The following is a 20655-nucleotide window of genomic DNA, read 5'->3' on the forward strand; positions in this document are numbered from 1 at the left end:
GAGGACGGACCGGCACCGGCAGTACGCCGGGGCCGCCTCTCACCAAGCTCTGGGTGGGTCAGCCCTCGGCGCCCACGGCCTCGCGGCCCGACTGCGGGGAGACGGTCTTCTTCGGCTGCCCCAGGCCCGCCGCCCGCATGGCCATGCCGACGACACCGCCGAGGACGACGACGACCATGCCGGCCCAGAAGCCCAGCGGGTTGGCCATCACCGTGAAGGCGCCCGCGACGCAGAAACCGATGAAGGCGATGATGACACCGGTCCAGGCGGCCGGGGTGTGACCGTGGCTGCTGCCCGCCATGACTTGCTCCTCGTTGCTGTATGCGTGTGTGAGTCGGACGCTCACCGTCCATTGTCCCGTACGCGCGCCTTCGCCGTGAGCGGGGGGTCTTTCCTCGCGCGTCGGTTCGGCCAGGTCACGAAGGAAGTTGCGGGGTACGGCTGCGGGGTGGCGGGAGTCAGGTCCCGGCCGGATCCGGTCCCGTCGGATCCTCGCCCCGGTCCAGGGCCTTCCAGAGGTCCTCGGGGCGGTCCGGGTCGACCGGCTTGACCTTGCGCGGCCGGGGTGTGCCGTCGCGCTCGTAGCGGCCGGACATCGCGGGCCACAGCCGTCCGTAGCGCAGCGCGAGCAGTCCCGCGAGGAGGATGAGCGCGCCGCCCGCGGCCGCGATGTACGGCCAGACGGTGTGGCTGAGGGCGTCCGCGGTGGCGGCGGTGTTGCCGGAGGCCGCCGCGGCCTTCTCGTCGAGCGCGGAGCTGTCGCTCGCGCCGAGCACGGCCGCTACGACCGTGCCCGCGCCGGAGAGGGCGAGCAGGGCGGAGACCAGCAGGCGGCCGGAGCGGCGTACGGCGAAGACGGCGACGAGCGCGGCGAGGCCCACTATGGCGAGCGCCGCGGGCACGCCCGTGACGTCGCTGCCCTTGGCGGTCAGCGGGAAGTCGCCGCCGGCCACCGTCGCGGTGCCCTCCGACCAGCTCTGCCGGGTGGACAGCAGGGCCACGGCCGCGCCGAGCGCGCCGCTGAGCAGGGCCACGGCGAGGCTGCGGCGGCCGGACCTGTCGGGTCCGGCGGCTTCGGATCGGGGATGCGGTACAGCAGTCACGTACTCCACTATCGCCTGAACCCCGGGCGAACCGTCACCCGGGGTTCACGTGAGCCTCGTCCTACTGCCCGACCTGCGCCGCTTCCTACCGCCCGAGCCGGTTCGCCGTGTGCACCGCGCGCAGCACCGCCGCCGCCTTGTTCCGGCATTCGTCGTCCTCGGCGACCGGGTCCGAGTCGGCGACGATGCCGGCGCCGGCCTGGACGTACGCCGTGCCGTCGCGCAACAGGGCCGTACGGATGGCGATGGCGGTGTCGGAGTCGCCCGCGAAGTCGAGGTAGCCGACGCAGCCGCCGTACAACCCCCGCCTGGACGGCTCCAGTTCGTCGATGATCTGCATCGCGCGCGGCTTGGGCGCTCCGGAGAGGGTGCCCGCGGGGAAGCATGCGGTGAGCACGTCGAAGGCCGTACGGCCCGCCGCGACCCGGCCGGTCACCGTGGACACGATGTGCATCACGTGCGAGTACCGCTCGATGGACATGAAGTCGACGACCTCGACGGAGCCCGGTTCGCAGACCCGGCCCAGGTCGTTGCGCCCGAGGTCGACGAGCATGAGGTGCTCGGCGCGCTCCTTGGGGTCGGCGATCAGTTCGTCGGCGAGGGCCTGGTCCTCCTGGACGGTGGCGCCGCGCGGCCGGGTGCCCGCGATGGGGTGCACCATCGCCTGCCCGTCCTCGACCTTGACGAGGGCCTCCGGGGAGGAGCCCACGACGTCGAAGCCGTCGAAACGGAACAGGTACATGTACGGGGAGGGGTTCGTCGCCCGCAGGACCCTGTACACGTCCAACGCGCTTGCCGTGCACGGCGTTTCGAAGCGCTGGGAGGGGACGACCTGGAAGGCCTCACCGGCCCGGATGCGCTCCTTGATGTCCTCGACGGCGTCCCGGAAGTCGGGGCCGCCCCACAGCGCGGTGTACTCGGGCAGTTCGGACGGCGGGAGTGCGGCGGGCGGCTGCGAGACGGCGCGCGAGAGGTCGGCTTCCATGGCGTCCAGGCGGGCGACGGCGTCGGCATAGGCCTCGTCGACGCCCGTGTCGAGGTCGTTGTGGTTGATCGCGTTGGCGATCAGCTGGACCGAGCCGTCCCAGTGGTCCATGACCGCGAGGTCGCTGGTGAGCAGCATGGTCAGCTCGGGCAGCTTCAGGTCGTCGCGCTCGCCGGGGCCGATCTTCTCCAGGCGGCGCACGATGTCGTAGCCGAGATAGCCGACCATGCCGCCGGTGAACGGGGGCAGGCCCTCGCCGTGCGGCGTGTGCAACGCCTCGATCGTGGCGCGCAGGGCCACGAGCGGGTCGCCGTCGACGGGGACGCCGACGGGCGGTGTGCCGCGCCAGTGCGCCTGTCCGTCGCGCTCGGTGAGGGTGGCGGCGGAGCGGACGCCCACGAAGGAGTAGCGAGACCACGAAAAGGACGCGCGGCCGTTCTCCGCGGACTCCAGGAGGAAAGTGCCGGGGCGCTCGGCGGCCAGCTTGCGGTAGAGCGCGACCGGCGTGTCGCCGTCCGCGAGCAGCTTGCGGCTGACGGGGATCACACGGCGGTCGGTGGCCAGCTTGCGGAACGTCTCGAGGTCCATGGCGGCTGACCTTACTGATCCAGTGACGGTACGCCGGAATCGGCGTCCTTGAGCAGCACGTCGGCGTCGAAGCAGGTGCGGGCGCCGGTGTGGCAGGCCGCGCCCACCTGGTCCACCTTCACCAGGACCGTGTCGGCGTCGCAGTCCAGGGCGACGGACTTCACGTGCTGGAAGTGACCGGAGGTGTCGCCCTTGACCCAGTACTCCTGGCGGCTGCGCGACCAGTAGGTGCAGCGGCCCGTGGTGAGCGTGCGATGCAGCGCCTCGTCGTCCATCCAGCCGAGCATCAGCACCTCACCGGTGTCGTACTGCTGGGCGATGGCGGGGACGAGCCCGTCGGCGCCGCGCTTGAGGCGCGCGACGATGTCGGGGTCCAGGCTGCTGGGCCTGCTGGGCCTGCTGGGCGGAGGCGTGCTGGTCATGGATGCCATTGTGCCGCGCCGGGCGGACGTACCCCTCGGTTGTCCACAGGACGGACCCCGCCGGCGCCCTACTGGGCGGACCGGGCGGCCGGTCGTAGGCTGGCTGGTATGTCGACCCATGCCAAGCGTGAACGACTCCTTCTCGCCGATCTGTTGGAAGCCCTGGGACCGGACGCCCCAACGCTGTGCGAGGGCTGGAACGCCCGGGATCTCGCCGCGCACGTGGTGGTGCGCGAGCGGCGCGCCGACGCGGCCGGCGGAATACTGATCAAGCAGCTCGCACCCCGCCTGGAGCGAGTGATGGCGGAGTTCACGGCGAAGCCGTACGAGGAGCTGATCCAGCTGATCCGTACGGGGCCACCACGTTTCTCGCCCTTCTCGCTGAAGCAGATCGACGAGGCGTCGAACACGGTCGAGTTCTACGTCCACACCGAGGACGTACGGCGCGCACAGCCCGACTGGACGCCGCGCGAACTGGACCCGGTCTTCCAGGACGCCCTGTGGTCCCGGCTGGAGCGCACGGCCCGGCTGACCGGCCGCGGCACCCCGACCGGCCTCGTACTGCGCCGCCCCGACGGCCAGACGGCGGTCGCGCACCGGGGCACGCCGGTCGTGACGGTGACCGGCGAGCCCTCGGAGCTGCTGCTGTTCGCGTACGGGCGCCAGAAGGAGGCCGACGTGCAGCTGGACGGCGACAAGGATGCGATCGCCAAGCTGCAGGAGACGAAGCAACTGGGCATCTGAGGGCTACTTGGTCAGTTCGGCCCGGCGCAGGGGTCCGACGCAGAGGGCGAGGACCCCGCCGAGGCCGCAGACCGCGGCGCTGGTGACGAAGACCGGGCCGGTGCCCCACCAGCCGATCGCGGCGGCGGTCAGCGGCATGCTGAGCGGAGCGAGACCGAGGCTGACGATGCCGGAGACGGAACTTACGCGGCCCAGGTAGGCGGGGTCGGTCTGGGTCTGCAACAAGGCGCCGCACAGGGCGCCGCTGAGCCCGGCGAACAGTCCGACGAACAGAGCGACGACGACGGCCGCGGCGACGCTGGACACGAACGCGAGCGCGCCGATCGCGACCGACCCCACCAGGAGCGCCACCGCGGCCACGCGTCCCGCGCGCGGCAGCCGCCCCCGCACGGTCAGCAGCAGCGCGGCGGCCCCCGCGCCGGTCCCGAAGCCGGCGAGCACCCAGCCCATCCCGGACGCGCCCCAGCCGCGCTGGTCGGCCAGCAGGGTCAGGCCGACGTTGAGCGGTCCAACGAAGCCGAGGTCGCCGAGCGCGATGGCGGCGATAAGTGGGGCGAGGACACGGTGGCGCCGGATGTAGCCGAGGCCGTCGCGCAGGTCCCGCCAGGCCGGGGCTCCGGCGGGCTTCGCCTGTACGGCCCCCGCACCGGTCTTGTCGGCGGCCACGCGCGCGTGCTCCTTGTCGGCCGAAGCTCCTGCCACACCCGCGCCGTCCATGTCGTGCGCGCCGCCCGCGGCGTCTGTGGGAAGGTCCGTCATCCGTACGGAGATCAACAACGGCACGGAAAGAGCGATGAGCATCCCCGCGAGCCCGAACGCCGCCGCCGCGCCGCCGAGGGCCACGCAGAGGCCGCCGAGCGTGGCGCCGGCCACGTTGGCGAAGCGAATCGCGAGACCACGCATGCCTTGGACGCGGGCGAGCTGGTCGCGGCTGGTGACGCGGGCCGGGAGGGCGCCCACGGCGGGCATGAAGACCGCGTCGACGGTGCCGAAGACGAGGGAGAGCACGGCCAGCAGCCACAGCCCCGGGCTCGTCGCAAACAGCAGCGCGGCCACGGCGAGGACGGCCGCGCAGCGCACGGCGTCGCTCCCGATGACGACCTTGCGCGGCCCGAACCGGTCGGCAATCACACCCCCGCCGAGCATCAGCAGGGCCCGCGGCACGGCGCTCACCGTCATCACGACACCGGCCTGCGCGGCCGTTCCGGACTGCACGGCCGCCCAGGACAGCGCGATGTAGTAGACGTTGTCACCGATCATCGACGACATGTAGGCGGCGAGCCAGCGCAGGACGTTGGGATCCCGATGAGCGGGTCTCTGGGCGGCGGGAGCCGGGGCCGAAAGTGTGCCGATCGCGGTCACGGGACGAGGTCCTCTCAGACGCTGAATCAGGCGCGGAACGGGAAGCTGTACAAGTGCAGGGCGACGTTCTCGCGCGCTTCGGTGTCACCGGCCTTCTCGTCGGCGCGGCCCTTCTCGTCGTACTTCCTGACGACAGAGAGCAACTCCTCGTTGAGCTCGGCAAGTTCGGCCGCCGTCAACCGCAGCGTGGACTCGGAGTCGGATGCGGCGGTGCTCCACTCGGGGCCCCAGGCGTGCCGCTCGTCCACATAACGCCGGTAGAGATCACTGCGCTGGTCGACGAGGAGCCGGGTGAACGCGGTGTGCGCGGCCGACTCCTCGGGCGCGCTGCGGAAGTCCTCGTCGCGGACAGTCACACCGCAGGACGCGGGCTGCCACCAGTGCTCACGACCGTCCCCACTCCGCGGCTCGGCCTCCTCGATCAGCCCATGCTCGGCGAGCTTGCGCAGGTGGTAACTGACCAGCGAGGGGGCCTCGTCGACAAGCTCACCGAGTTGCGAGGCGGTCGCCGCCTCGGCCACGAACAGGGCCCTGTACAGCTTCATCCGCAACGGATGGGCGAGCGCCTTGAGCGTGCCCAGATTCGTGACGCGCCGGTTCTCCTTTTTGGCCATGACTGCACGCTAGATGTGAAAGGAAATTTGTGCAATATTTATTGCGCAACTTTTCCTTCGTATCCACCCGTGAGTAAGCCCCGACCACCAGGTGACCGGGGCTTACCGCGGGCAGTGCGACATCAGCGGACCGGATGCCCCGCCCCGCGCAGCGTCTCCTTCACCTCGCTGATCCGTAGATCGCCGAAGTGGAAGACGGACGCGGCGAGCACCGCGTCGGCGCCCGCGGCGACGGCCGGGGGGAAGTCGGCGAGCCGGCCCGCGCCGCCGCTGGCGATGAGCGGCACGGTCACGTGCTTGCGGACGGCCTCGATCATCTCGATGTCGTAGCCGTCCTTCGTGCCGTCCGCGTCCATCGAGTTGAGCAGGATCTCGCCCGCGCCCAGCTCGGCGGCCTGATGGGCCCACTCGACGGCGTCGATACCGGTACCCCTGCGACCACCGTGAGTGGTGACCTCGAAGGTGCCGGCCGGCGTCCTGCGGGCGTCCACCGACAGCACCAGCACCTGCCGCCCGAACCGCTCCGCGATCTCCCGGATCAGATCGGGCCGGGCGATCGCGGCCGTGTTGACGCCGACCTTGTCCGCACCCGCCCGGAGCAACTTGTCCACGTCCTCGGCGGCGCGGACACCGCCCCCCACGGTGAGCGGGATGAAGACCTGCTCGGCCGTGCGGCGCACCACGTCGTACGTGGTCTCGCGGTTGCCGGAGGAGGCCGTGATGTCCAGGAACGTCAGCTCGTCGGCGCCCTCGGCGTCGTACACCTTGGCCATCTCGACGGGGTCGCCCGCGTCGCGCAGGTTCTGGAAGTTGACGCCCTTGACGACCCGGCCGTTGTCCACGTCCAGGCAGGGGATGACTCGTACGGCAAGGGTCATGCTGCGGATGCTCCTCGGAACGCCTCCACCTCGACCTCGACGACCAGACGCGGGTCCACGAAGCCGGAGACGATGATCATGGACGCGGCGGGACGGACGGAGTCGAACAGCTCCTTGTGAGCGCGGCCGATCTCCTCCACGTCCCGGGCGTGGGTGACGTACATACGCGTACGGACGACGTCGTCGCGGCCGAGGCCGATCTGTCCCAGCGCCGCGAGCGCGACGTTGAAGGAGTTGACCGCCTGCTCGTACGGGTCGCTGTCGACGATCGCTCCGTCGATCACGGAGGCGCAGCCGGAGACCAGCACCAGGCCGTTGGGCAGCTCCACCGCGCGGGAGTAGCCAAAAGCGTCCTCCCAGGGCGCGCCGGTCGTGACACGTCGCACATCGCTCACTTGGCTACCGCCTCCAGGGCCTCTTCCAAGGTGAACGCCTTGGCGTACAGGGCCTTCCCGACAATGGAGCCCTCGACACCGAGGGGCACCAGCTCGGCGATGGCCCGCAGATCGTCCAGCGAGGACACCCCGCCGGAGGCGACGACCGGGCGGTCCGTCGCCGCACACACATTGCGCAGCAGCTCCAGGTTGGGGCCCTGGAGCGTGCCGTCCTTGGCGATGTCCGTCACCACGTAGCGCGCGCAGCCCTCGGAGTTGAGCCGCTCCAGCGTCTCGTAGAGGTCGCCGCCGTCGCGGGTCCAGCCGCGGCCGCGCAGCGTGGTGCCGCGTACGTCGAGACCGACCGCGATCTTGTCGCCGTACTGGGCGATGACCTTGGCGACCCACTCCGGGGTCTCCAGCGCGGCGGTGCCGAGGTTCACCCGGGTGCAGCCGGTGGCCAGGGCGGCGGCCAGGGTGTCGTCGTCGCGGATACCGCCGGACAGCTCGACCTTGATGTCCATGGCCGAGGCCACCTCGGCGATCAGCGCGCGGTTGTCGCCGGTACCGAACGCGGCGTCCAGGTCCACCAGGTGCAGCCACTCGGCGCCCGACCGCTGCCAGGCGAGGGCTGCCTCGAGCGGGGAGCCGTACGAGGTCTCCGTACCGGACTCGCCGTGGACGAGGCGGACGGCCTGGCCGTCGCGGACGTCGACGGCGGGGAGGAGTTCGAGCTTGCTCACAGTGTTCCGATCCAGTTGGTGAGGAGCTGGGCTCCGGCGTCGCCGGACTTCTCGGGGTGGAACTGGGTGGCCCACAGCGCGCCGTTCTCGACGGCCGCCACGAACGGCTTGCCGTGCGTAGACCAGGTCACCAGGGGTGCCCGCATCGCCGGGTTCGTGACCTCGAGGGACCAGTCGTGGACGGCGTAGGAGTGGACGAAGTAGTAGCGCGCGTCGGCCTCGAGCCCCGCGAAGAGCTGCGATCCCGCCGGTGCCTCGACCGTGTTCCAGCCCATGTGGGGCACGATGTCCGCCCGCAGCGGCTCGACCGAGCCGGGCCACTCGTCGAGGCCCTCGCTCTCCACGCCGTGCTCGATGCCGCGCGCGAAGAGGATCTGCATGCCGACGCAGATGCCCATGACGGGGCGGCCGCCGGACAGGCGGCGGTCGACGATCCAGTCGCCGCGCGCCTCCTTCAGCCCCTGCATACAGGCGGCGAAGGCGCCGACGCCCGGCACCAGCAGCCCGTCCGCGTTCATGGCCGTGTCGAAGTCGCGCGTGATCTCGACATCGGCACCCGCGCGCGCGAGGGCGCGCTCGGCGGAGCGGACGTTCCCGAAGCCGTAGTCGAAGACGACGACCTTCTTGGGTGCGCTCAATTCCAGACCTCCAGCCTCATGACGCCCGCGACCAGACACATCGCGGCGCCGATGGAGAGCAGCACGATGAGGCTCTTGGGCATCTGCTGCTTGACGAAGGAGTAGATGCCGCCGAGGAGGAAGAGTCCGACGACGATCAGGATGCTCGACAGGCCGGTCACAGCGCGCCCTTCGTGGAGGGGAGGATGCCGGCGGCGCGCGGGTCGCGCTCGGAGGCGTAGCGCAGCGCGCGGGCGAGCGCCTTGAACTGGCACTCCACGATGTGGTGCGCGTTGCGCCCGTAGGGCACGTGCACGTGCAGGGCGATCTGGGCCTGGGCGACGAAGGACTCCAGGATGTGCCGGGTCATCGTCGTGTCGTACTCGCCGATCATCGGCGCCATCTTCTCGGGCTCGGTGTGTACGAGGTACGGACGCCCGGACAGGTCGACGGTCACCTGGGCGAGGGACTCGTCCAGCGGGACCGTGCAGTTGCCGAATCGATAAATCCCCACCTTGTCGCCGAGCGCCTGCTTGAAGGCGGCGCCGAGCGCGAGGGCGGTGTCCTCGATGGTGTGGTGCGAGTCGATGTGCAGGTCGCCCTCGGTCTTCACGGTCAGGTCGAACAGACCGTGCCGGCCGAGCTGGTCGAGCATGTGGTCGTAGAAGCCGACACCTGTCGACACATCGACCTTGCCGGATCCGTCGAGGTCGATCTCGACGACGACCGACGTCTCCTTTGTCACCCGCTCCACACGTCCTACGCGGTTCATGCGCTCTGCTCCTTCTTCAGTTCACGTACCGCGTCGAGGAACGCGTCGTTTTCGGCGGGAGTTCCGGCGGAGACCCGCAGCCATCCGGGTACGCCGTTGTCCCGGACCAGGACGCCCCGGTCGAGGATCTTCTGCCAGGCCGTGTGCGCGTCGGCGAACCGCCCGAACTGCACGAAGTTCGCGTCCGACTCGGTCACCGCGTACCCGATCGCACGCAGCTCGCTGACCAGCCGGTCCCGCTCGGTCTTCAGCTGCTCCACGTACCCCAGCAGCGTGTCGGTGTGTTCCAGGGCGGCCAGGGCGGTCGCCTGGGTGATCGCCGACAGGTGGTACGGCAGTCGTACGAGCTGGACGGCGTCCACGACGGCCGGGTGCGCGGCGAGATAGCCGAGGCGGAGCCCCGCCGCGCCGAAGGCCTTGGACATGGTCCGCGAGACGACGAGATTCGGCCGACCTTCGAGCAGCGGCAGCAGCGAGTCGCCGTGGCTGAACTCGATGTACGCCTCGTCCACGATCACCATGGACGGCCTCGCGGCCTGCGCGGCCTCGTACAGCGCGAGGACGGTCTCGGGCGGGACCGCGTTGCCCGTGGGGTTGTTGGGGGTGGTGATGAAGACGACGTCCGGCCGGTTCTCGGCGATGGCCTGCTCGGCGGCGGCCGGATCGATCGTGAAGTCCTCGTTCCGGGGGCCCGGGATCCAGCCCGTCCCCGTCGCGCGCGAGATGAGCGCGTGCATCGAGTACGAGGGCTCGAAGCCGATCGCCGTACGGCCCGGTCCGCCGAAGGTCTGCAGCAGCTGCTGGATGACCTCGTTGGAGCCGTTCGCCGCCCACACGTTCTCGATGCCGACCCGGTGCCTGCCGGTCTTCGTCAGGTACTTGGCCAGCTCGGTGCGCAGCTCCACCGCGTCCCGGTCGGGGTAGCGGTTGAGGTTTCGGGCGGCCTCGCGCACCCGCTCGACGATCCGCTCGACGAGCGGCTCGGGCAGCGGGTACGGGTTCTCGTTGGTGTTCAGCCGTACGGGGACGTCCAACTGGGGCGCGCCATAGGGGGACTTGCCGCGCAGCTCGTCCCGTACGGGGAGATCGTCGATGCCAGTCACTTGCTCTCCGGAACCTTCCAACCGAACCTGGCCTTGATCGCCGCCCCGTGGGCCGGCAGGTCCTCCGCCTCCGCCAGCGTCACCACGTGATGCGCGACGTCGGCCAGCGCGTCCTTCGTGTAGTCGACGATGTGGATGCCGCGCAGGAAGGACTGGACGGACAGGCCCGAGGAGTGGCAGGCGCAGCCGCCGGTGGGCAGCACATGGTTGGAGCCCGCCGCGTAGTCGCCGAGCGACACGGGTGCCCATGGGCCGACGAAGATCGCGCCCGCGTTCTTGACCCGGTCGGCGACCTGGACGGCGTCGGCCGTCTGGATCTCCAGGTGCTCGGCGCCGTACGCGTCGACGACCCGCAGGCCCTCGTCGACGCCGTCGACCAGGACGATCGCGGACTGCCTGCCGTTCAGCGCCGGGACGATCCGGTCCTCGATGTGCTTGGTGGCCGCTACCTGCGGCTCCAGCTCCTTCTCGACCGCGTCGGCCAGCGCCACGGAGTCCGTGACCAGGACGGCGGCGGCCAGCGGGTCGTGCTCGGCCTGGCTGATCAGGTCGGCGGCGACGTGCACCGGGTCGGCGCTCTCGTCCGCGAGGATCGCGATCTCGGTGGGACCGGCCTCCGTGTCGATGCCGATCTTGCCGGTGAAGTAGCGCTTGGCGGCGGCCACCCAGATGTTGCCGGGGCCCGTGACCATGTTGGCCGGGGCACAGGACTCGGTGCCGTGCGCGAACATCGCGACGGCCTGGGCACCTCCGACGGCGTACACCTCGTCGATGCCGAGCAGCGCGCAGGCGGCCAGGATCGTCGGGTGCGGGAGACCGCCGGCTGCGTCATTTTCAAAACGGGGCTTCTGCGGAGGGGACGCGAGCGCGATGGACCCGACCCCGGCTTCCTGGGCCGGGACCACGTTCATGATCACGGACGAGGGGTAGACCGACCGGCCGCCCGGCGCGTACAGGCCCACGCGCTCGACCGGCACCCACTTCTCGGTGACCGAGCCGCCGGGCACGACCTGGGTGGTGTGCGTCGTACGGCGCTGCTCGCGGTGGACCAGGCGGGCGCGGCGGATGGACTCCTCCAGGGCCGCGCGCACGGCCGGGTCGAGCTGGTCCAGGGCGTCGGTGAGCGCCTGGGCCGGGACCCGTACGGAATCGAGTCGTACGCCGTCGAACTTCTCGGCGTAGTCGATCAGCGCCGCGTCGCCCCGATGATGCACGGCCTCGCAGATGGGACGCACCTTCTCCAGGGCGGCCTGTACGTCGAAGTCGGCTCGGGGCAGCAGGTCGCGCAGGGCGGAACCCTCGGGGAGGGCGTCGCCGCGCAGATCGATTCGGGCCATAGAGAAAGAGTGCAGCACGTGCTCAATTCTCTCAGACCGCGATACGGCACCGGACGCCCGTATCAATGGCTGATACAAGCCACCTTCGGTTCTCTGGAGGATCCCCGTCACCAGTAGCGTTCGGGCCGTCACCCAGCGGGCATTGAACGATTGTACGAAACCGGCGAGTAGCCGGGAAGGAAGGGAAGTGCAGTGACTGAGGGCGCCGGCCTGCGCGGCGGGGACCTGCCGGACGAACTGACCCCCGCCGAAGCCGGAATGTGGCAGGCCTTCCGCAATGGCAGCGTGTACGACCTGCGCAGCGGGGACACCACCGTGGACGATCCGCACGGGGGTCATCCCTGGGGAGCCGAGCGCAGCGTCCGGGCACGGATCGTGGCATGGCTGCTGCTCGACGGCCCTCCCGCGCTGCAGGGCCGGGTCTCCTCCCTGAAGCTGACCGGCGTACAGATCACCGACGTCCTCGACCTCGCGGGCGGCATCGTGGTGCCGTACGTCGAGCTGAAGGGGTGCCGGTTCGAGAAGGAGATCCTGCTTCCGGAGGCCCGCTTCACGACCGTACGGCTGGTGGACTGCTCGGTGCCGCGCCTGGAGGCGGCCAGGGTGCACACCGAGGGCGATCTGCATCTGCCGCGCTGCCGCTTCCACAACGGGGTACGGCTCACCGACGCGCACATCGGCACCGATCTGCTGCTCAACCAGGCCGTGGTCTACCGCGACCGGCGGGGGCGCTCGCTCACCGGCGACGGCATGACCGTGGGGCAGGACCTCCAGGCGGAGATGCTGGAGTCGCACGGCGAGCTGAGCCTGCGCGGCGCCACCGTCGGTGTCTCGCTCAGCCTGCGCGGCAGCAAGCTGACCAACCCGTACACGCGCCTCGCCCTGAACGCCCCCCAGCTGACCGTCAACCGCACCCTGTACCTGACCCCCGCGGCCATCGGCAATCCGCTGCTGACCAGCGGGACCACCCCGGCGCGGGGCACGCTGGTGCAGCGGTTCGAGTGCCAGGGCGGGATCCGCCTGGACGACGGACGGTTCGGGGACTCCGTCGACTTCGAGCGGGCCCGCTTCACCTTCGACGACGACCAGGAGCTGTCGCTGCGCCGGGTCCAGACGCCCGAGCTGCGCTTCCTCGGGGAGAGACCGGAGCGCGGCAAGGTCGTGCTCTCGGGCGCGCGGATCGTCAACCTGGTCGACCGGGCGTCCAGCTGGCCCGGTCCCGGCAGCCTCCACATGGGCGGCTTCACGTACGAGAGCCTGGTGCCGCAGGGCGCGTTTCCGCTGACCCGGCGCCTGGAGTGGGTGTCGGCGGCGACCGCCGAGTACAACCCGGAGCCTTACGAGCGCCTGGCCACCGTGCTGCGCAACTGCGGCGAGGACGAGGACGCCCGCGAGGTGCTGCTCGCCAAGCAGCGGCGCCGCCGCGAGACCCTGCCGCTCGCCGCCAAGCTCTGGGGGTACGCGCAGGACTGGACGGTCGCCTACGGATACCGGCCCGGGCGGGCCGCGCTGTGGATGGCGGTGGTGTGGGCGGCGACGTCGATCGCCTTCTCGCACGCCAGCCATCCGCCGATCAACGGCAATGGCCATCCCCCGTGGAACCCCTCACTGTTCGCCCTGGATCTGCTGCTGCCCGTCATCGATCTCGGGCAGGTCGGCTTCTGGCAGCTGCGCGGCGGCTGGCAGTGGCTCGCGGCGGTGGTGATCCTGCTCGGCTGGGTTCTGGCGACCACCGTGGCGGCGGGGGCGACGCGCCTGCTGCGGCGCAGCTGACGGGCAGGGCCCACGCTGCCCCAGAACACTCGTGCGACAGGGGAACAACAGTAGAACAGCACTCACCTTTTACCCTCCCTTGACCCCTTGTCCTACAACCAAACAACGGTTACGAAAGCGTCACCGCGCATCTCTGGCACTGCTCCGACCTGCGGGTTTTCAATGGTCGACACCATGGCACTCTTGCGCGCGTTCATCCGCATGGCCCGGATGGTCGGGAACACCTCGCGCCTCGCCGACGGACTGCCCGCCGACGACGAGGTACTGCTCGACGCCCCGGACGAGCGCCTCGGTCCGGCGCTCGTCGCCGCGGGCCGCGGCGAGTACGCCCCCGCCGCCAAGCTGCTCGCCACCACGCGCGAGGCCGCCGAATGGGAGAACCGCGACCGGTACGCGATGCGCCTCGCGACCTTCGCGCGCTCCCGTGACGAGTGGCTCCAGGAATGGCAGAGCGCCTCCCCGCACGATCCGGACGCGCTGCTCGTCAAAGCCGAGCTGGCGGTGCGCCGCGGCTGGGAGTCGCCCGCCCGTGTCGAGCTGCTGCGTCAGGTCGGGCCGCTGATCGGCGCCGCCGCCGAGGGCGAGTCGCGCGACCCGGTGCCCTGGCGGATCGCGCTCGACCACGCCCGGGGCACCCATGCCGGACACACCGAGTTCGAGAAGCTGTGGGGCGAGGCCGTACGGCGCTCCCCGCACCACTACGGCTGCCATGTGGCCGCCCTGCAGTACCTGTCGGCCGCCTGGTACGGCTCGCACCGGGAATGCTTCGACTTCGCCGAGCGGGCGGCCCAGGACGCGCTGCCGGGCTCCCTGGTGCAGGCCCTGCCGGTGCGGGCCGCCTTCGCCTATCTGACCGAGGGCGGCGGGGCGGTGGTGGCGCGCGAGCGCCTCGACTCGGCGGCCGACCTCGCGATCGCGGTCTCCGCGACATACGCGGCCGCCGACCCGTGGCCCGCGGAGGTGCGTAATCTGCTGACGTACGTCCTGGTACGGCTGGAGCGCTGGCGGGACGCCCTCGAGCAGCTCCGCCTCATCGGCCCGTACGCGACGTCGTTCCCCTGGGACCGGGTCTCCGACGACCCGCTCGGACAGTTCCTGGAGCTGCGCGACGGCGTCCGTCTGGAGGTCGCATCGAGCCTTCCGCTCCGTCCGCGGGGCGCCGATCCGCATCCACGGAGTGGGCACGGCGGACGCGCCCGCTCCGGCGACCATTAGGATTTCGCGTCGTGACCACCGTCCGGCTTCCGCTCTTCCCCCTCAACTCGGTGCTGTTCCCGGGGCTCGTGCTTCCTTTGAACATCTTCGAGGAGCGCTATCGCGCCATGATGCGCGAGCTGCTGAAGACCTCCGAGGACGAACCGCGCCGGTTCGCCGTCGTCGCCATCCGCGACGGCCATGAGGTCGCGCCCACCGCGCCCGGCATGCCGGACCTGACCGCCGTGCCCGAGCGCGGGCCCGCCGCCGGGTTCGGTGACGATCCCGTCAAGGCCTTCCACGAGGTGGGCTGCATCGCGGACGCGGCGACCATCCGGGAGCGCGCCGACGGCAGCTTCGAGGTACTGGCGACCGGCACCACGCGGGTGCGGCTGCTTTCGGTGGACGCGTCCGGCGCGTTCCTGACGGCCGAGCTGGAGGAGCTGCCCGAGGACCCCGGCGAGGAGGCCGGGGCGCTCGCCGAGGGCGTGCTGCGGGCCTTCCGCCAGTACCAGAAGCGGCTGGCGGGGGCGCGCGAGCGGTCCCTGTCCACCGGGGCGGACCTTCCGGACGAGCCGGCTGTCGTCTCCTACCTCGTGGCGGCCGCCGTGATGCTCGACATTCCGGCGAAGCAGATGCTGCTCCAGGCGCCGGACACGGCGTCGCGGCTGCGTGAGGAGCTGAAACTGCTGCGCGCGGAGACCGCGATCATCCGTAATCTGCCGTCGTTGCCGGCGTCGGACCTGACGCGCGGTCCGACGAGCCTCAACTGACGCATCCGGGAAGGCCGAGGCCGATGGCGAAGAAGTCGAAGAAGCAGCAGCCCGGAGGTACGCCGGCGACGGTGGCGCTGACGGAGGCGGGCGTTGCGTACACCGTCCACTCCTACGACCACGACCCTTCCCATCCCTCGTACGGCTCGGAGGCCGCCGAGGCGATGGGGGTCTCGCCGGAGCGGGTCTTCAAGACCCTGGTGGCGGATGTGGACGGTTCCCTCGTGGTGGGTGTGGTGCCGGTGGCGGGCTCGTTGGACCTCAAGGCGCTTGCCACGGCGGTGGGCGGCAAGCGGGCGGCGATGGCGGATCCGGCGGCCGCCGAGCGCACGACGGGGTACGTGCGCGGGGGTATCTCGCCGCTGGGGCAGCGCAAGCGGCTTCGTACGGTGCTGGACTCGTCGGCGCGGCTGCACGCCACGATCTGTGTCTCGGCGGGGCGGCGGGGGCTGGAGGTGGAGGTCGCTCCAGATGATCTGGCGAAGCTCACCGAAGCGGTGTTCGCGCCCGTCGGGCGTGCGTGAGCCCTCGACGTGGGGGGCTTCCTCGGTTAAGTACGAGGGACATGTCGAAGAAAACGCGAAAACGCAAGTGGCGCACGAAGAAGGGCCGCTCGAACCACGGCCACCGTCCGGCGTGAGTGCCGGCTGAGTCCCGCCGCCGGCGCCGGCGCCAGCGCCTACGCCCGGTGGGTGAGTCGGGGCCGCGCCGGTACATCCGCCCGCATCCGAACGGATCAGCTGTGGGTGAGGAGTTGCTCTTCGTCTTGGATCCGTCCGGATGCGGGCATTCGATGTACCGACACGGCCCCTCCGGCCGGTGGGCGGCTGCGGGGTTCCAGCCCGTCCGGCGTTTGAGGACGAGCGCGGAGCGCGATACGGGGGTCTGGGGGCGGAGCCCCCAGGTACGGGACGGGTAGGGGCGGAGGGGGCGAGAAAACGCTTGGCTACGGGGCCGGAGGGGGCGGCAAAACGCTTGGCTAGGGGGCCGGAGGGGGCGGCGGGGCCGCCGGGTACGGGCTCTGGTAGGGGTCGGGGTCCCGGGGGCCGAAGAGGGCAGTGAGGCCGAGGTGGAGCACCAGGGCCGCCACGGACCAGGCCAGCAGCGCCCCCTTCGCGCCGAGCTTCAGCGGCGCGGAGAAGGTGACCCCCTTGCCCACGGCCTTGGCGTGGGCGACCACGTTCTGCGTGGGCCCGAGCCAGGTGCCTATCCGCCAGGCGAGGAGGGACCCGAGGAGCCCACCGATGGCGAGGGCGACGACCAGCGGCACACCCCCACGCCGCCGCACCAGGAAAACGCCCAGCGCACTCACCGCACCGAACCCCAGCGCCAGCAGAGTGAACGTTCCGTCGACCCCGATGGCCTGCTCACCCTCCGTGTCCTTCAGATACACCGCGCTGTCGTCCGCGACCAGCGGCACATGCGGCGCCAGCCACCACCACAGCACCCCGAGCAGCACTCCCGCGAGCGCCACTGCCACCGTGATCACGGCGGCTTCCCGCAGTTCGGTCTTCATCCCGGGGCCCTCCTGTTCATACACGGCACACCCCGCGGCGCCACCTGGCGGAACCTGCCAGGCGTCGTGCGGGGGCTGATGGTGCGGCGGCGGAGGCGGAGTCAGCGGAGCGGTCACCCTGACATCGTGCCAGGCCCGCCTGTCAGCCGCGTCACCGGACGGCCGCCCGGCGGTAAGCCCAGGTCGCGAGGGCAAGCGAGGCCACCCCGACACCGGCGCAGACGGCCAGGTCACCGAAGACGGCGGCCCAGTCGGGATGGGCTCCGAACGTACGGGCGAAGGCCTCGACGCCGTAGGTCGAGGGCAGCAGATCACGGCCGTACTGCACGACGGTCGGCAGCCGGTCCCCCGGCAGCACGCCCAGCAGCAGCGCCGCCGACATCCCCAGCTGTCCGAGCAGCGTGGCGAGTTCGGGCCGCGGCGCGAGCAGTCCGAACACGGCCCCGAGCCCGGCGAGCGCGGCCCCCGAGAGCGGGATGACCGCCGCGAGGATCCACAGATGCGCCATCGGAAGCCCGAAGAGCACGGAGCCGAAGACGGCGGTGGCGAGGGTCCCCGGCACGGTGAAGGACGCGTACGCGCCCGCGGCACCGAGCACGACGGCGGCCGGCGGCACCGGCAGCGTCGCATAGTGGTCGAGCCCCCCGTCGGCGCGCAGCTGGCCGAAGTACTGCGCGAGCAGGTTGAGGCCGACGTAGGCCACGACGAGGACCGAGGCGCCGGCCACCACGGCCCGCGCCTCGCCCCCGCCGTCCACCACGCCCCGCATCATGATCATGATTCCGACGGACTGGAAGGTGGCCACGAACAGCAGCGGGATCCGCGCGACGCGTGCCCGGGAGAGCTGCGCCCGGTAGATGGCGGCCAGCGACGGCCACAGCCTCGCGCGCGCCCCCAGTTCCACGGCGTCGCCGGCGTCCTCGGCCACGGGCAGCGCGCTGCCCGGCAGGACTCCAGCGGGTACGACACTCACGTCGAGCTGCTCCCCTTCACTTCGGCAGCCATCCTGTTCCAGGCGCCTACAGGCTTCCGTACGGATTCCGCGCTCCACGCACTCACGCCTTCACCAACCCCTGCGTGCTGCCGCCCAGCGCCAGATACACGTCCTCCAGGCTCGGTGTGGCCAAGGTGAAGTCGTCGAGGGCGGCGAAGGCTGCGCCTCCGGTGACCGTGGCGACCGCCGCGCGGGCCTCCTCGGGGGCCAGCCGCAGGGTCCAGCGGCGGCCCGACTCGACAGCGCGGGCGCGCAGCGCGGCGACCTCGGGGACGTCGAGCGGGGCGCTCTCACGCCAGACGAGTTCGACCCGCACCTCGCCCGCGACCCGCTCCTTGAGCCCGGCGGGGGTGTCGCAGGCGATGACACGGCCCTTGTCGAGGACGGCGACGCGGTCCAGGACGGTCTCGGCCTCGATGACATTGTGGGTGACCAGGACGACCGTGGCGCCGTGTTCGGCGCGGCGCCGGTCGACGGCGGCCCAGACGGCGCGGCGGGCCACCGGGTCCATGCCGGTGGTCGGCTCGTCGAGGACCAGCAGCGGACGCTCCCCCACGATCGCGGCGGCGAAGCAGGCGAGCCTGCGCTGTCCGCCGGACAGCTTCTTCAGGGGGCGGGAGGCAAGGGGTGTGAGGCCCAGTTCGTCGAGTACGGCGTCGCGTTCGGCGCGGGCCCGCCCGAGGTCGAGACCGCGCAGCCGCCCGGTCGTCTCGGCGGCGAGCGACACGGTCAGCTCGTCGAGGGCGGTGGACTCCTGGCCGAGGTAGGCGAGGATCCGCGCCGCCCGCTCGGGGTGGCGCACGATGTCGTGCCCGAGGATCTCGACGCTGCCGCTGTCGGGGCGCATGAGCCCGGTCAGCTGCCGTACAAGGGTGGATTTGCCGGCGCCGTTCGGCCCGAGCAGGCCGAAGATCTCACCGCGGCGGATGTCCAGGCGTACCGCGTCGGTGGCCCGTACCTCGGGCGTCGCGGGGGTGCCGCGGCGTCCGCGGACGGCGGGATAGGTCTTGGTCAGGCTCCGCACCGCGCACACGACATCACCCTTGTGTCCGTTGCGGACTGCCTGTGCCGTGTGCGTACTCACGAAGAACGAGACTACGGGGTCCGATGCCCCGTTATGCGCCCGGGGCCGTCGCTCACTCCGCCACGGGGGCGTGTTCCGCCGCCGTACGCACGTCGATCTCGCGCCAGAAGCCCGCCCGGATCGCGTACCGGTCATGCTCGTCGATCTGGTCGTCCTTGTGCGCGAGGAGGCCGAAGCGGGCCGCGTAACGCAGCAGCTCGCCGTCCACCCGGTGCGGGACCCGCGGGTACATCGTGGACAGCTTCTGCAGATGGCTCTGGTCGGTGAGGCGCTCCATCCAGCGGCGCGCGAAGACCTGCCCCACCTCGTACGGATCGCCGCCGACCGTGGTGATGTCCTCCTCGCGGTCCGCCCATCGCTGCTCGGCGGAGGTGAGCTGGGCGAGCGTCGGCAAGGAGGCGGCCTCCGCGGACTCGGTGGCGCCTCCTGGCCGGTCGATCCAGCCCTTGTCGGAGGACCAGCGCAGCGTGGCGCTCGCGGGGTGCTGCGCGGCCTGTGTGCCGGGGCCGCGCAGCGCGGCCAGGTCCTTGGGCGTGGGGACGCCCTTGGGCGCAGGCACCCGCTCCTGCGTGCCGTTTTGCGAGTCGGCCGCCGAGTGGTGTTCCGGCTCCGGCGCGGGCCGCTCGGCCGCCGACGCGAGTGCCGACTCGGGCAGCGGGGCGGAGAGGATCGCGGCGATCTCGGGGCGCGGCACCGGCGGCGGCGCGCAGATCCCGCCGAGTTCCTTGGCGCGTACGGCCTTGGTGATCCAGATCCGGTCGAGCACGCGCCGCTCGTCGGCCTCGGCCACCAGGTCCTCGGACTGGTTGTAGTCGCCGTCCGCGGCCTGCACGGCCCACAGGTGTACGGCGACACCGTGCTCCTTGGCGGCCATCATGCCCGGCAGCAGGTCCCCGTCGCCGGTCACCAGGACCACGTCGGAGCAGGCGCGGTTGCGGGCCAGCTCGGTCAGCTCGGCGTGCATGGCGGCGTCGACGCCCTTCTGGGCCCACCGCCCGTCGCTTCGGGTCAGCGCGCCCAGCCGCACCGTCACACGAGGCATCACGCGCAGCCTGCGGTGCTCCGGCTGCGGTACGCGGTCGGGGGCGCCGTCGAACCAGTAGATACGCAGCAGGGGCCGCTCCGTGTCGGACTCGGCGCGCTCGCGCAGGCCCTGGATGAGGGCGGCGTGGTCGACGGTGATCCGGGATCGCGAAGGTTCCCCGGCGAGGAGACTGGCGGCAGCCCCGAGCAGATACCCGGCGTCCACCAGGACGATGCAGCGGTCCACGCGATCCACCCTCTTTCCGGGAGGTTTGCTTCGGGCTTGCTTCGAGTCTGCCCGACCGTGCGGAGGTTAACGGCCGGAACTCGATCTTCGGCGTGGCGTACCGAAAGATAACTCTCCGACAGGGCTTATTACGCACGGTAATTCTCTGAAATGCGCCACTTGTCAGCGTATGTGAATCTGGTCGCGGCCCTGGCCCCTAGATCCCCCTCAGGAGGCAGTCACCATGGCCAAGAACAAGAACCGCAAGCAGGGCAGCCCGCAGGAACGCGGCTCCCAGGCCGAGCAGGCTCAGGAGCACGCGCAGAGGTCTTCCACGGAGGCGCAGCAGTCGCCGCTGTCGCATGCCCAGGGCAGCCCCGCGGACATTGCCCGTAAACAGCAGAAGCGCTTCGGCCACAACTGAGGCCCC

The 20655-nt window shown here is 71.2% G+C and carries 24 protein-coding genes; 6 read left to right on the forward strand and 18 right to left on the reverse strand.

The features are described 5' to 3' along the window. Positions 1-58: 58 nt before the first annotated feature. The 4 genes from AB0D27_RS18580 to hisI form a co-directional block, all read right to left on the reverse strand. Positions 59-301: an HGxxPAAW family protein gene (locus AB0D27_RS18580; protein ID WP_362509412.1), complete on the reverse strand. Its 243-nt coding sequence runs from the start codon at positions 299-301 to the stop codon at positions 59-61. Between the two features lie 157 nt (positions 302-458). Next, positions 459-1112 (reverse strand): TIGR02234 family membrane protein, encoded by a 654-nt coding sequence (locus tag AB0D27_RS18585; RefSeq protein WP_362509415.1) that lies wholly within the window; start codon positions 1110-1112, stop codon positions 459-461. A gap of 76 nt (positions 1113-1188) precedes the next feature. Further along, positions 1189-2676 (reverse strand): anthranilate synthase component I, encoded by a 1488-nt coding sequence (locus AB0D27_RS18590; RefSeq protein ID WP_362509418.1) that lies wholly within the window; start codon positions 2674-2676, stop codon positions 1189-1191. A gap of 11 nt (positions 2677-2687) precedes the next feature. Further along, positions 2688-3098: a phosphoribosyl-AMP cyclohydrolase gene (gene hisI, locus AB0D27_RS18595; protein WP_362509421.1), complete on the reverse strand. Its 411-nt coding sequence runs from the start codon at positions 3096-3098 to the stop codon at positions 2688-2690. Positions 3099-3206: 108 nt separating this feature from the next. On the opposite strand from hisI, the gene AB0D27_RS18600 reads away from it, so the two are divergent. Continuing rightward, entirely contained in the window at positions 3207-3842 is a 636-nt protein-coding gene (locus tag AB0D27_RS18600) for a TIGR03085 family metal-binding protein (RefSeq protein WP_362509424.1), read from the forward strand. Positions 3843-3845: 3 nt separating this feature from the next. On the opposite strand, the gene AB0D27_RS18605 is transcribed toward AB0D27_RS18600, so the two are convergent. The 10 genes from AB0D27_RS18605 to hisD form a co-directional block, all read right to left on the reverse strand. Continuing rightward, the gene (locus AB0D27_RS18605; RefSeq protein ID WP_362509427.1) at positions 3846-5204 is read right to left on the reverse strand and encodes an MFS transporter; all 1359 of its coding nucleotides are present in this window, start codon (positions 5202-5204) and stop codon (positions 3846-3848) included. A gap of 26 nt (positions 5205-5230) precedes the next feature. After that, entirely contained in the window at positions 5231-5818 is a 588-nt protein-coding gene (locus tag AB0D27_RS18610; protein WP_362509430.1) for a helix-turn-helix domain-containing protein, read from the reverse strand. 122 nt (positions 5819-5940) lie between these two features. Further along, complete coding sequence (gene hisF, locus AB0D27_RS18615) at positions 5941-6696, reverse strand: imidazole glycerol phosphate synthase subunit HisF (RefSeq protein WP_362509433.1); 756 nt, start codon at positions 6694-6696, stop codon at positions 5941-5943. Further along, complete coding sequence (locus tag AB0D27_RS18620; RefSeq protein WP_362509436.1) at positions 6693-7091, reverse strand: RidA family protein; 399 nt, start codon at positions 7089-7091, stop codon at positions 6693-6695. The genes hisF and AB0D27_RS18620 overlap by 4 nt, the downstream gene beginning before the upstream one ends. Beyond that, positions 7088-7813, reverse strand: coding sequence for a bifunctional 1-(5-phosphoribosyl)-5-((5-phosphoribosylamino)methylideneamino)imidazole-4-carboxamide isomerase/phosphoribosylanthranilate isomerase PriA (gene priA / locus AB0D27_RS18625; RefSeq protein WP_362509439.1), 726 nt, complete (start codon positions 7811-7813; stop codon positions 7088-7090). Before priA ends, AB0D27_RS18620 begins: the two co-directional genes overlap by 4 nt. Then, the gene (gene hisH / locus AB0D27_RS18630) at positions 7810-8457 is read right to left on the reverse strand and encodes an imidazole glycerol phosphate synthase subunit HisH (protein WP_362509677.1); all 648 of its coding nucleotides are present in this window, start codon (positions 8455-8457) and stop codon (positions 7810-7812) included. The genes priA and hisH overlap by 4 nt, the downstream gene beginning before the upstream one ends. Then, positions 8448-8612 (reverse strand): hypothetical protein, encoded by a 165-nt coding sequence (locus AB0D27_RS18635; protein ID WP_189187717.1) that lies wholly within the window; start codon positions 8610-8612, stop codon positions 8448-8450. The genes hisH and AB0D27_RS18635 overlap by 10 nt, the downstream gene beginning before the upstream one ends. Continuing rightward, on the reverse strand, positions 8609-9202 hold the full coding sequence (gene hisB, locus AB0D27_RS18640; RefSeq protein WP_362509442.1) for an imidazoleglycerol-phosphate dehydratase HisB: 594 nt from the start codon (positions 9200-9202) through the stop codon (positions 8609-8611). The genes AB0D27_RS18635 and hisB overlap by 4 nt, the downstream gene beginning before the upstream one ends. Then, on the reverse strand, positions 9199-10305 hold the full coding sequence (locus AB0D27_RS18645) for a histidinol-phosphate transaminase (RefSeq protein ID WP_362509445.1): 1107 nt from the start codon (positions 10303-10305) through the stop codon (positions 9199-9201). Before AB0D27_RS18645 ends, hisB begins: the two co-directional genes overlap by 4 nt. Then, a complete protein-coding gene (hisD, locus tag AB0D27_RS18650; protein WP_362509448.1) occupies positions 10302-11642 on the reverse strand; it encodes a histidinol dehydrogenase in 1341 nt (446 codons plus the stop codon). Before hisD ends, AB0D27_RS18645 begins: the two co-directional genes overlap by 4 nt. Positions 11643-11834: 192 nt before the next feature. Here hisD and AB0D27_RS18655 point away from each other — a divergent pair, with 192 nt between their 5' ends. The 4 genes from AB0D27_RS18655 (at position 11835) to ybaK (ending at position 15906) form a co-directional block, all read left to right on the forward strand. Next, the gene (locus tag AB0D27_RS18655) at positions 11835-13415 is read left to right on the forward strand and encodes an oxidoreductase (protein WP_362509451.1); all 1581 of its coding nucleotides are present in this window, start codon (positions 11835-11837) and stop codon (positions 13413-13415) included. Positions 13416-13589: 174 nt separating this feature from the next. Continuing rightward, on the forward strand, positions 13590-14630 hold the full coding sequence (locus AB0D27_RS18660) for a hypothetical protein (protein ID WP_362509454.1): 1041 nt from the start codon (positions 13590-13592) through the stop codon (positions 14628-14630). An 11-nt stretch (positions 14631-14641) separates the two neighbouring features. Further along, positions 14642-15382 carry an LON peptidase substrate-binding domain-containing protein gene (locus AB0D27_RS18665; protein WP_362509456.1) on the forward strand — a complete coding sequence of 247 codons (741 nt, stop codon included), beginning with the start codon at positions 14642-14644 and terminating at the stop codon, positions 15380-15382. A 23-nt stretch (positions 15383-15405) separates the two neighbouring features. Next, positions 15406-15906 carry a Cys-tRNA(Pro) deacylase gene (ybaK, locus tag AB0D27_RS18670; RefSeq protein WP_362509459.1) on the forward strand — a complete coding sequence of 167 codons (501 nt, stop codon included), beginning with the start codon at positions 15406-15408 and terminating at the stop codon, positions 15904-15906. A gap of 455 nt (positions 15907-16361) precedes the next feature. Here the strand turns inward: ybaK and AB0D27_RS18675 are convergent, their stop codons facing one another. The 4 genes from AB0D27_RS18675 to AB0D27_RS18690 all read right to left on the reverse strand — a co-directional run bounded on the left by AB0D27_RS18675 (position 16362) and on the right by AB0D27_RS18690 (position 20246). Further along, positions 16362-17015, reverse strand: a complete 654-nt coding sequence (locus AB0D27_RS18675; RefSeq protein WP_362509462.1) for an AAA family ATPase — start codon at positions 17013-17015, stop codon at positions 16362-16364. A 34-nt stretch (positions 17016-17049) separates the two neighbouring features. After that, entirely contained in the window at positions 17050-17871 is an 822-nt protein-coding gene (locus tag AB0D27_RS18680; protein WP_362509465.1) for an ABC transporter permease, read from the reverse strand. A gap of 82 nt (positions 17872-17953) precedes the next feature. Next, positions 17954-18976, reverse strand: coding sequence for an ABC transporter ATP-binding protein (locus AB0D27_RS18685; protein ID WP_362509468.1), 1023 nt, complete (start codon positions 18974-18976; stop codon positions 17954-17956). A gap of 52 nt (positions 18977-19028) precedes the next feature. Continuing rightward, a complete protein-coding gene (locus tag AB0D27_RS18690; protein WP_362509471.1) occupies positions 19029-20246 on the reverse strand; it encodes an NYN domain-containing protein in 1218 nt (405 codons plus the stop codon). 223 nt (positions 20247-20469) lie between these two features. Between AB0D27_RS18690 and AB0D27_RS18695 the strand changes: the two genes are divergently transcribed. Beyond that, positions 20470-20649 (forward strand): hypothetical protein, encoded by a 180-nt coding sequence (locus AB0D27_RS18695; RefSeq protein WP_362509474.1) that lies wholly within the window; start codon positions 20470-20472, stop codon positions 20647-20649. Positions 20650-20655: the final 6 nt, after the last annotated feature.

Origin of the sequence: Streptomyces sp. NPDC048415 (assembly GCF_040651675.1) — a bacterium.
Taxonomy (GTDB): domain Bacteria; phylum Actinomycetota; class Actinomycetes; order Streptomycetales; family Streptomycetaceae; genus Streptomyces.

Bases quoted from the DNA above. Each gene is read 5' to 3' on its own strand.
- AB0D27_RS18590 (WP_362509418.1), bottom strand. From the start codon at position 2,676: ATGGACCTCGAGACGTTCCGCAAGCTGGCCACCGACCGCCGTGTGATC.
- AB0D27_RS18660 (WP_362509454.1), top strand. From the start codon at position 13,590: ATGGCACTCTTGCGCGCGTTCATCCGCATGGCCCGGATGGTCGGGAAC.
- hisI (WP_362509421.1), bottom strand. From the start codon at position 3,098: ATGACCAGCACGCCTCCGCCCAGCAGGCCCAGCAGGCCCAGCAGCCTG.
- AB0D27_RS18695 (WP_362509474.1), top strand. From the start codon at position 20,470: ATGGCCAAGAACAAGAACCGCAAGCAGGGCAGCCCGCAGGAACGCGGC.
- hisB (WP_362509442.1), bottom strand. From the start codon at position 9,202: ATGAACCGCGTAGGACGTGTGGAGCGGGTGACAAAGGAGACGTCGGTC.
- hisF (WP_362509433.1), bottom strand. From the start codon at position 6,696: ATGACCCTTGCCGTACGAGTCATCCCCTGCCTGGACGTGGACAACGGC.
- AB0D27_RS18610 (WP_362509430.1), bottom strand. From the start codon at position 5,818: ATGGCCAAAAAGGAGAACCGGCGCGTCACGAATCTGGGCACGCTCAAG.
- ybaK (WP_362509459.1), top strand. From the start codon at position 15,406: ATGGCGAAGAAGTCGAAGAAGCAGCAGCCCGGAGGTACGCCGGCGACG.
- hisD (WP_362509448.1), bottom strand. From the start codon at position 11,642: ATGGCCCGAATCGATCTGCGCGGCGACGCCCTCCCCGAGGGTTCCGCC.
- AB0D27_RS18600 (WP_362509424.1), top strand. From the start codon at position 3,207: ATGTCGACCCATGCCAAGCGTGAACGACTCCTTCTCGCCGATCTGTTG.
- AB0D27_RS18580 (WP_362509412.1), bottom strand. From the start codon at position 301: ATGGCGGGCAGCAGCCACGGTCACACCCCGGCCGCCTGGACCGGTGTC.